A 10,254-nucleotide genomic window follows, 5' to 3' on the forward strand; every position below is an offset into this window, starting at 1 on the left:
CATGTCGTCCTGCTGCAGCCCCGGTCGTCCCGAGCCCACCACCGGTGGGGCCGCCCCCGCCCTGCCCACCGCCCGCGCCGCCGGCCCGTTGACCGGGCTGCTCGACCTGCCCGGCGGGACCTTCGAGATGGGCAGCGAGGACGCCGACGCCAACCCCGAGGACCTCGAGGGGCCGGTGCGGCCCGTCGAGGTGGCACCGTTCTCCATCGGTCGCACCACCGTCACGACCGACGAGTTCGCCGCCTTCGTCGACGCCACCGGCTGGGTCACCGAGTCCGAGCGGCTGGGCTGGTCCTACGTCTTCGCCGGGTTCCTGCCCGGGGCGCTGCGCAAGGTCTCGCCCCGGGTGCCGGGCACGCCCTGGTGGTGCGGGGTCGCCGGCGCCACCTGGCGGGCCCCCGAGGGCCCCGGCAGCGACCTGTCCGGTCGCGGCGACCACCCGGTGGTGCACGTGTCCTTCCACGACGCGGCGGCGTACGCCGCGTGGGCCGGCGCCCGGCTGCCCACCGAGGCCGAGTGGGAGTACGCCGCCCGCGGCGGGCTCGAGCAGGCGCGCTACCCCTGGGGCGACGAGCTGACCCCGGGCGGCGAGCACCGCTGCAACATCTGGCAGGGCACGTTCCCGACCCGCAACACCGCCGAGGACGGCTACCGCGGCACCTCCCCGGTCACCGCGTTCCCCGCCAACGGCTACGGCCTGCACGACGCCGCCGGCAACGTGTGGGAGTGGGTCGACGAGCAGTGGGACCGGCCCGGCGCCCCCGGGTCGCGCGTGGTGCGCGGCGGGTCCTACCTGTGCCACGCGTCGTACTGCAACCGCTACCGGGTCGGGGCGCGGTCGGCCAACACCCCCGACAGCGCCAGCGGCAACCAGGGGTTCCGGGTCGCGGCCGACCTGCCGGCGCCCGACCTCAGAGCGCGGCGCTGACCACGTCGTAGGCCGCGCGCCCGAACGCGACGAACCGCGCCTCGCGCAGCCCGGTGTCGGTGGTGCGCAGCACCTCGAGCGCGGCGGTGACCGAGTCGGAGGCCGACCAGCCGTAGACGCCCGCGCCGACCAGGGGCAGCGCCAGGCTGGCGGCCCCGACCTCGTCGGCGACCTCGAGCGCCCGGGCGTAGCAGGAGACCAGCAGCGACCGGTCGGTCTCGCCGGCGGTGCGGTCGGGGCCCACCACGTGGATGACCCAGCGTGCGGGCAGGTCGCCTGCGGTGGTCCAGCCCGCGTCGCCGGTGGCCAGGCCGTCGGGGAATCGGCGCCGGCAGTCCTCCAGCACAGCCGGGCCGCCCGCGGCGTGGATCGCGCCGTCGACCCCACCGCCGCCGCGCATCCGGCGGTTGGCGGCGTTGACGACCGCGTCGACGGCCTGGGTGGTGATGTCGCCGTGGACGACCGTGATCTGCATGCTCCTCCTCAGGACCCGCGGATCAGCCGCAGCGTCGCCCGCTCGAGGGCGGCCTGCCGCTGGTCGGGGGTGTCGTGGTGGCGGCGGGTGGTGCCGGCGATGGTGCGGCCCTCCTCGTAGGCCTCGACGACGCGCGGGTCGACGTACGACGAGCGGGCCAGGGTGGGGGTGTTGCCCAGGAAGCCGGAGACCTCCTTCATCGCCCCGGCCACGGCCCGCTTGCGCGAGGCCGCCGACTCGCCGTGCTCGGTGGTCTCGGCCAGCGCGGCCGCGGCCAGCACGGTGGCGTGCCAGGTGCGGAAGTCCTTCGCGGTGGCCTCGAGCCCGGTGGAGGCCCGCACGTACTCGTTGACCAGGTCGGGCAGCACCGAGCGCCAGGACCGGCCGTTCTTGTAGGACAGCAGCCGCAGGTCTCCCCCGCGGCGGCGGCGCATCACCTCGAGCGCCTCGATGACGGTGACGTCGTCGATCTCGATGCGGTGGTCGACACCGGACTTGCCGGTGAAGGTGAAGACCAGCCGGTCCTGGCGCCGGCGCACGTGGCGGCGCTCGAGGGTGGTCAGCCCGAAGGAGCCGTTCTCGTCGGCGTAGACGTCGTTGCCGATGCGGAAGTAGCCGAGGTCCAGCAGCCGCACCGCCGCCGCGCAGGCCCGCTCCAGCGGCATCCCCTCCGAGCCGAGGTCCCTGACCACCAGCTCGCGCGCCCGGGCCAGCCCCTTGCCGAACTCCAGCATCCGGTCGAACTTCTCGGCGTCGCGCTTCTCGCGCCAGGCCGGGTGGTAGAGGTACTGGCGGCGTCCGGCGTCGTCGGTGCCGACCGCCTGCAGGTGGCCGTTCTCGTGGGGCGTGATCCACACGTCCTGCCAGGCCGGCGGGATCACCAGGTCGCGCACCCGCTGCGCGGCGTCCTCGGGCAGGCGCTCGCCGCCCGCGTCGAGGTAGACGAACCCGCGTCCGGCCCGCCGGCGGGTCCAGCCCGGCTGGTCGGGAGAGGTCCTGCGCAGCCGCACCATGGGCCAGAACCTAGCCAGCGGCACGGGCCCGCCGTACCACCCGCCGGTGTGAGCCTCAGCGGCGTCGTACGGCGCGCGCGAGCAGCAGCGAGGCCAGCAGCACCGCGGTCGCGGCGCCGAGCAGCCAGGTCAGCGGGACGGTGCGCAGGCTCTCGTCCTGCACCCGGTCGACCGGCGGCGCCTGCTCCTGCTCCGCGGGGTCCTCGGGCTCGGGCTCGGCGGTCGGTGCGGTCTCGGGGGCCACCGCCTGCTCCACCTCGGCCGGCAGCGGCACCTCGAGCACGTCGGTGAACTGCCCCTCGGTGCTGACCAGCACCCGCCCGTCGGCGGTGACTGCGATGCCCTCGCCCTGCTGCTGGTCGGGGAGCTCGAGGTCGCCCACCTCGCGCATCGACGGCCACGCGTAGACCACCGCGCGGGCGTAGTCGCGCACCACCAGGTGCCGCCCGTCCGGCCAGAACGCCCCGTCGGTGGCGATCGGCAGCACCCCGGCGACCTCGCGCAGCTCGTTGGGGGCGTCGGGGTCGAGCCGCGCGGGCGCCTCGTAGAGCGCGCCGCCGAAGAAGCTCTTGGAGGCCACGTAGAGCCGCCCGGTCCCGGGGTGGCGCAGCAGCGTCTCGGCGTCGCGGGCCCCGCCCGGGTAGACCAGCTCGTACGTCGACCCGGCGGCCTGGCCCCGGGCGTCGATCTCGCCGCGGCCCACCGGCACCCGGGTCACCGAGACCGAGCCGCGCGCGGCCGCGTTGTCGCCGATGTCGCCGACCCACACGGCCGCCGGCCCGGCGAGCGCCAGCGCCTCGACGTCGGTGGGGGCGTCGGACCACGTGGTGACCCCGACGGTGCGTCCCTCCGGGCCGACGGCGAAGACCCGCCCGGTGTCGCCGGAGTCGTTGGTGGTCAGCAGCAGGTCGCCGGCGGCGACCAGGCCGCTGGACTCGAGGATCTCGGGGTCGGCGAAGCTCAGCACCACCTCGGCGTCGTCGCCGCCGGTCGCCGCGTGGGCGGCCAGGCCCACGGCGAAGGGGGCGGCCAGGGCGAGGGCCACGAGGGGCCCGCGCAGCCGGTCAGGCACCCGCATCCTGCTGCTCCAGGAGCACCGCGAGGCGCGGCGTCAGCCCCCAGGTCGCGACCAGCTCGTCGTACTCCGTGCGCAGCGTGCCGCCGCGCACCGGCGAGCCGGTGCGGGTGGCGCGCAGCAGCGTGTTGCGCGGGGTGTGCTGGCTCTCGACGAACTGCACGACGTCGACCTTGTAGCCGGCCAGGCGCATCAGCGAGGCGCGCAGCGCGTCGGTGAGGGTGTCGGCGAAGCGCTCGCGCAGGATGCCGTGCCGGGTCAGCGCGGCGTACGGCGACGGGGTGGGCGCGCGGCGCAGCTGGGCGGCCACGTCGTGGTGGCAGCAGGGCGCGGCGAGCACGACCGGCGCGCCCCAGGCGACGGCGCGCGCCAGGGCCTCGTCGGTGGCGGTGTCGCAGGCGTGCAGCGCCAGCACCACCTCGGGGGCGGGGTCGACCTCGGCGTCGGCGATGGTGCCGACCACGAAGCTCGCGTCGGCGCCGAGCCGGCCCGCGACCGCGCTGTTGTGCTCGCGCGACTGCTCCTTGACGTCGACGCCGGTGACGGCCACCGGCAGCGAGCGCACGTGGGAGAGGTAGCGGTGCGCGGCGAAGGTCAGGTAGGCGTTGCCGCAGCCGAGGTCGACCACGCGCAGCGGCTCGGCCTCGGTCGGGCGGCGCAGGTGGCCCTTCTCGACGGCCTCGACGACGGTGGTGTCGAGCAGCCGCAGGAACTCCTCGACCTGGCGGTACTTCGCCTGGCGGCTCGGCTTGAGCCGGCCCTGGGCGTCGGTGAGGCCGAGCTCGCGGAAGAGCGGGTCGTCCTCGGGCAGCAGCCGCTCCTTGCCCCGGTCGTGGCCGCGGCTGGCCTCGACGGCCTCCTTGCGGTCGCTGGTGTGCACCAGCGCCTCGCCCTTCTTGGTCACCCGCAGCTGGTGGCTCTGAGTGGTGGTCTCGACGTGCCAGTTGCCGAAGGGCTCGTCGAGCAGCGCGTCGACGGCGTCGCGCGCCGGGCTGGGCTGCCGCGGCTCGCCGACGGCGTGGTTGGCGGTGTGCGCCTGCTGCTCGTCGTACGACGTGACCTGCAGGTGGCGCCCGGCCTTGAGGTCGACGTAGCGCAGCTCGACGCGGCGCCACTGCGGGGCGCCGCCCTTCTGCCGGCCCGAGGCGACCGCGCGCACGAGGGTGTCGGGGTCGAGCAGGTGGCTGCGCATGCGGGCCAGGCCGCGGAGCAGGGGTTCGCTCATCTCGGCCTCAGACCAGGGCGGCGACGACGACGATCAGCAGCAGCGTCGCGAGGGCCACGGGGATCACGAGGCGTCGCTGGCGGGGGTTCACGAGCTCATCACCGCCCCAGCCTAGAAGCCCACAGCTCGGCCAGGTGCATCGTCGGCACGCCCGCGAGGTCGTCGAGCTGCACCCGGCACGACATGCCGTCGGCGAGCACCACGGCGTCGGGCTGCGAGCGCACCGCCGGCAGCAGGTGGGTCTCGGCGACCGCCACCGACACGTCGTAGTGGCCCTTCTCCATGCCGAAGTTGCCGGCCAGCCCGCAGCAGCCCGCGACGCGGGTGACGGTGGCGCCGGCCCGCTCGAGCAGCGCCTGGTCGGCGTCCCAGCCGAGCACGGCGTGCTGGTGGCAGTGCGGCTGGGCGACGACCTGCACCCCGGTGAGGTCGGGCAGCGGCAGGTCGAGGCGGGTGGCGAGCTCGGCGAAGGTGAGCACGCCCTCGGCGACCTGCTGGGCGCGCGGGTCGTCGCTGAGCTCGACGAGGTCGCTGCGCAGGGTGGCCAGGCAGGACGGTTCGAGGCCGACCACCGGCGTGCCGGTGGCGACGTACGACGCCAGGGTCGCGGCGGTGCGCGCGGCGATGGCGCGGGCCCTGGTGAGCTGGCCGGTGGTGATCCAGGTCAGCCCGCAGCAGGCGTCCTCGTCGATGACGCGCACCCGCAGGCCTGCGGCCTCGAGCACCTCGATCGCGGCGTGGCCCGAGCCGGGCAGGAAGTGGTCGGTGAAGGAGTCGGCCCAGACCCACACGTCGGGGGTGTCGGTGTCGCCGAGGCGGCCGGTCGCCGCTGCCTTGCGCAGGGTGCGGGGCGCGAAGTGGGGGATGGAGCGGCGCTGGTCGATGCCGGCGGTGGCCTTGGCCAGGCGGGCGAGCGGGCGCGCCCTGAGGCTGCGGTTGACGACCGGGGCGAGGGGTGCGGCCAGCCGTGCCCACATCGGGAGCCGCCCCAGGGTCAGGTGGCTGCGGGGGCGGCGCACGGTGGCGCCGTCGCCGTCGTGGCGCTGGTGCAGCGCCTCGGCCTTGTAGGTGGCCATGTCGACACCGGTGGGGCAGTCGGAGGCGCAGCCCTTGCAGGCCAGGCACAGGTCGAGCGCCTCGGCCACGGCCGGGTCGCCCAGGCCCTGCACCAGCTCGCCGTCGAGGGCCTCCTGCAGCACCCGGGCGCGACCGCGGGTGGAGTCCTTCTCGTCGCGGGTCGCCTGCCACGACGGGCACATCACCCCGGTCGTGGCGCCCGTGTGCGGGGCGACGCACTTGCCCACGCCGGTGCAGCGGTGCACGGCCGCGCCCAGCGAGCCGTCGTCGTGCAGGAGGCGGAGCACGGTGCGCGGCTCGTGGCGCGGGCGGGCCGGGCGCAGGTGCGCGTCGAACGGGTCGGGGTCGACGAGCACGCCCGGGTTGAGCAGGTCGTCGGGGTCGCAGACCGCCTTGGCGGCGCCGAAGAGCCGCAGCGACTCCTCGTCGTACATCACCGACAGCAGCTCGGAGCGGGCCCGGCCGTCGCCGTGCTCGCCCGAGAGCGAGCCGCCGTGCTCGCGCAGCTGGTGCGCGCAGGCGGTGAGGAACTCGCGGAAGCGGCGGCGCCCGGCCTCGGGGTCGGTGTCGCGGTCGGAGAAGTCGAAGTCGATGCGCACGTGCACGCAGCCGTCGCCGAAGTGGCCGTAGGGCACGCCCTGCAGCTCGTGGCCCTCGAGGAGCTCGTCGAAGTCGCGCAGCCAGGCGCCGAGCCGCTCCGGCGGCACCGCGGCGTCCTCCCAGCCCGAGAGCGCCTGCCGCTCGAGGCTGCGGGCGGCGAGGCCGGCGCCGTCCTCGCGGATGCGCCACAGCGCGGCCGACTCGCGGGCGTCGGTGACCAGGCGGTGCTCCAGCGGCTCGGCCGCCGCCAGCACCGGGGTGACCAGGCCGGGGTCGGTGAGCTCGACGAAGAGCCAGCCGCCGCCGCGCGGCAGGTCGGGCACGGCGCTGCCGCGCCCGCGCACCAGGTCGACGATGCGGGCGTCGAGGCCCTCGCAGGCCACCAGCGGCGACCCGCTCGGGCTGCCGTGGGCGTCGGGGCCGCCGGGGGTGCGGGCCGCGGCCAGGATGGCCGGCACCGCGTCGGCCGCCTCGACCATCGAGGGGTAGCCCAGCACCAGCATCTGGCGCACCGCCTCGTCAGGCACCAGCCGGACCGTCGCGCCGAGCACGACGCCCAGGGTGCCCTCGGAACCGGCCAGGAAGCGCTCGAGGCGCCGGCCGTTCTCGGGCAGCAGGTGCTCGAAGGAGTAGCCGCTGACCTGGCGGGTGAAGCGCCCGAACTCGGTGCGCACGTGGGCCAGCGAGGCGTCGGTGATCGCGGCCAGCGCGTCGCCGGCCGCCGAGGGCCCGCCGCCGCTCCAGACCTCGCCGGTGCCGAACGCGACGTCGAGGCCGACCACGTTGTCGGCGGTGCGGCCGTAGCCCAGCGCCCGCGAGCCGCAGGCGTTGTTGCCGATCATCCCGCCGATCGTGCAGCGCGGGTGGGTCGAGGGGTCGGGCCCGAAGCGCAGCCCCTGGGCCAGCGCCGCCCGCTGGAGGGTGGCGTGCACGGTGCCCGGCTCGACGACGGCCGTGCCGGCCTCGGCGTCGATCGAGAGGACCTTGTCGAGGTGGCGCGCGGTGTCGACCACGATGCCGGGCCCGACCGCGTTGCCGGCGATCGAGGTGCCCGCACCGCGCATCGTCACCGGCACCCCGGTCGCCCGCGACGCGTCGAGCACCGCGAGCAGCTCGTCGCGGTGCCGCGGTCGTACGACGACGCGGGGCGGCACGCGGTAGAGGGAGGCGTCGGTGGAGTAGAGCGCCCGCGCCAGCGTCGAGTCGTCGACGTCGCCCACGCCCCGCCGGCGCAGCTCGGCGGCGATGTCGGTGCTGCTCAGCGTCTGGCTCACCCGCCCATTGTCGCGGAGGGGCGGTGAGCCCCGGCCCCCGGTCTCACCGCCGGCGCCCGCTCACCAGTGCTGCATGGAGCTGCGGAAGATCCCCGCCAGGTCCTCGGCGCGCACCTCGCGGGGCGCGGTGGCCAGCAGCCGCTGCTGCTTGAGCGCGCCCTCGACCAGGTCGTCGACGTCCGCCTCGCCGTAGCCGACCTCGGCCAGGCCGTTGGGGATGCCGATGTCGCGCATCAGCGTGGCCAGCACGTCGGGCAGCACGTCGGGGCCGGTGGCCGAGGCGGGGACCGACGGGTCGAGCAGCCGCGCCGCGGCCAGGTGCCGCTCGGGGGAGGCCTCGTAGGTGAAGCGGAACGCCTCGGGCGCGGTCAGCGTCACCGCCATGCCGTGCGGCACCATCGCCTCGTCCTGCGGGTAGCCCTCGGGCCGGTAGTCGCGCACCCGCCCGGCGATCGGGTAGGCGTTGGCGTGCGGGATGTGCACGCCGGCGTTGCCGAAGCCCAGGCCCGCGAAGGTGGCGGCCAGCGCCATCTGCTCGCGCGCGACCACGTCGCTGCCGTCGGCGACCGCGGCGCGGAAGGACGTCGCGAGCAGCGACATCGCCTTCTCCGACCACAGGTCGGCGATCGGGTTGGCCCCGCAGTAGGGCACCCGCTGCTCGGGGGTCTTGGCCTCGAAGTCGCCGAACCACTTCGCGGTCCAGCTCTCGAGTGCGTGGCACAGGATGTCCATGCCCGCCGCCGCCGTGACCATCGTCGGCTGGCCCATCGTCAGGGCCGGGTCGACCACGGCCATCGTCGGGCGCAGCGCCGGGTGGCTGATACCCGTCTTGACGTGCAGCGAGAGCACGTCGAGCACGCAGATGGTGGTGCTCTCCGACCCGGTGCCGGTCGTGGTCGGCACCGCCACCAGCGGCAGCAGCCGGTTGACCGGCGCCTGCGCCCGGCCGACCGGCGCGTTGATGTAGTCCATCAGCTCGCCGGGGTTCGTGGTGAGCAGGTTGACCGCCTTCGCGGTGTCGATGGCCGACCCGCCGCCGACGGCCAGGATCGCGTCGAAGGGACCGGCGTCGCGCGCGAAGGCGATCGCGTGGGCCATCGACTCGTCGGTGGGCTCGACGTGCACGCCGTCGTACGTCGTCACCTCGAGGCCGCGGGCGGTGACCTCCTCGGCGATGCGGGCGGGCGCCCCGGTGGCCGCGACGCCCGGGTCGGTGACCAGCAGCACCCGCCGGGCGCCGTGGCCCAGCAGGTCGTGGCCGATCTCGGCGGAGGCGCCGGTGCCGAACTTCAGCGCGGGGGCGGCGTAGGTGAAGACGGTCTCGCTCATGGCCACACCCTAGGCCGGGATCGGTCGTAGGATCTGGCGAGCCGACGGCACAGGAGGGGGGACGTCGTGCGTCGACCGCCTGCGCGCGCGCTGCTGGTGCTGGCCGCTGCCCTGGCGCTGGTGCTGGCCGCCGTCGCCTCGGCCGTGGTGCTCACCGGCTCCCTCGAGGCCGACGAGCCGTCCACGGGCTCGGCGCCGCGACCGGTGGTGGAGGGCAACCGGCTCGTCGACGGGCGCACCGGCGAGACGTGGGTGCCCCGCGGGGTCAACTGGAGCAGCCTCGAGTACGCCTGCGCGCAGGGCTGGGGCTACTCCTCGCTCGAGGCCGGCGGCACCGACCCGATGACCACCCAGGCGCTGGCCATCGCCGGCTGGGGCGCCGACACGGTCCGGCTGCCGCTCAACCAGGACTGCTGGCTGGGCACCCGGGCGGCGCCGGTCAGCGACGAGTACACCGAGCGCACCCCCGCGGGCTACCGCGCCCACGTCGGCGCCTTCGTCGAGGCGCTCAACGCCCAGGGCCTGGTGGTCGTGCTCGACCTCCACAGCCGCAAGCGCATCGGCACCCCCGAGTTCGGCAACCTCGCCATGCCCGACTCGGAGTCGCTGGCCTTCTGGCGCTCGGTGGGCGAGGCCTACGCCGACAACGCCTCGGTCATGTTCGACGCCTTCAACGAGCCCTACTCCCGCTACGACGCCGCCGACCGCCTGGTCTTCGACCTGACCTGGGAGTGCTGGCGCGACGGCGGTTGCGCCGCCCCCGCCGAGGACGACCGCACCGCCACGACCGGCCGCACGACGTACACGGCGCAGGGCATGCAGGCCGTCGTCGACGCCCTCCGCGACGCCGGCGCCCAGCAGCCGGTCCTGCTGGGTGGCCTCGACTACGCCAACGACCTGTCCGGCTGGTGGGAGCACCGGCCCGACGACGACCAGCTGGTCGCGGCCTTCCACGCCTACGACTTCAAGGAGTGCGCCACCAGCGAGTGCTGGGACGAGGTGCTGGCGCCGCTCGCCCGGCGGGTGCCGGTGCTGACCGGCGAGCTCGGCGCCACCGACCCGCTCGACGGCTGGGTGGCCGGCTACCTCGACTGGGCCGACCAGCACGGCGTCGGGGCGCTGTTCTGGGTGTGGGCCGACCACGCCGGCGACCCCATGTCCCTGGGCCGCGGCCTGAGCGGCCGGCCGACCGCGTGGGGCCGCCTGGCGCGGTCCTGGATGCAGGCGGAGGCACGGGTCTCCTAGCTGGTCGCGAGCG

General features: G+C 75.6%; 8 protein-coding genes. 2 read left to right on the plus strand and 6 right to left on the minus strand.

What is annotated here, in order from left to right; genetic code table 11:
- The first annotated feature begins 1 nt into the window (after position 1).
- A complete protein-coding gene (locus H0S66_RS04675) occupies positions 2-928 on the plus strand; it encodes a formylglycine-generating enzyme family protein (RefSeq protein ID WP_179614361.1) in 927 nt (308 codons plus the stop codon).
- Here H0S66_RS04675 and H0S66_RS04680 read toward each other — a convergent pair.
- From H0S66_RS04680 to H0S66_RS04705, 6 genes are all read right to left on the minus strand, one after another.
- On the minus strand, positions 912-1,403 hold the full coding sequence (locus H0S66_RS04680) for a macro domain-containing protein (protein WP_179614362.1): 492 nt from the start codon (positions 1,401-1,403) through the stop codon (positions 912-914). The two genes, H0S66_RS04675 and H0S66_RS04680, sit on opposite strands and share 17 nt — an antisense overlap.
- An 8-nt stretch (positions 1,404-1,411) precedes the next feature.
- Complete coding sequence (locus H0S66_RS04685; protein WP_179614363.1) at positions 1,412-2,416, minus strand: DNA topoisomerase IB; 1,005 nt, start codon at positions 2,414-2,416, stop codon at positions 1,412-1,414.
- A 55-nt stretch (positions 2,417-2,471) separates the two neighbouring features.
- The gene (locus tag H0S66_RS04690; RefSeq protein ID WP_179614364.1) at positions 2,472-3,488 is read right to left on the minus strand and encodes a hypothetical protein; all 1,017 of its coding nucleotides are present in this window, start codon (positions 3,486-3,488) and stop codon (positions 2,472-2,474) included.
- A complete protein-coding gene (locus H0S66_RS04695; protein WP_179614365.1) occupies positions 3,481-4,716 on the minus strand; it encodes a class I SAM-dependent methyltransferase in 1,236 nt (411 codons plus the stop codon). Before H0S66_RS04695 ends, H0S66_RS04690 begins: the two co-directional genes overlap by 8 nt.
- Before the next feature lie 98 nt (positions 4,717-4,814).
- Positions 4,815-7,667 (minus strand): FAD-binding and (Fe-S)-binding domain-containing protein, encoded by a 2,853-nt coding sequence (locus tag H0S66_RS04700; protein WP_179614366.1) that lies wholly within the window; start codon positions 7,665-7,667, stop codon positions 4,815-4,817.
- A 60-nt stretch (positions 7,668-7,727) separates the two neighbouring features.
- On the minus strand, positions 7,728-8,996 hold the full coding sequence (locus tag H0S66_RS04705) for a hydroxyacid-oxoacid transhydrogenase (RefSeq protein WP_179614367.1): 1,269 nt from the start codon (positions 8,994-8,996) through the stop codon (positions 7,728-7,730).
- A gap of 66 nt (positions 8,997-9,062) precedes the next feature.
- Between H0S66_RS04705 and H0S66_RS04710 the strand changes: the two genes are divergently transcribed.
- Complete coding sequence (locus H0S66_RS04710) at positions 9,063-10,241, plus strand: glycoside hydrolase family 5 protein (protein ID WP_179614368.1); 1,179 nt, start codon at positions 9,063-9,065, stop codon at positions 10,239-10,241.
- Positions 10,242-10,254 lie beyond the last annotated feature (13 nt).

It is taken from the genome of Nocardioides marinisabuli, assembly GCF_013466785.1.
GTDB lineage: Bacteria > Actinomycetota > Actinomycetes > Propionibacteriales > Nocardioidaceae > Nocardioides > Nocardioides marinisabuli.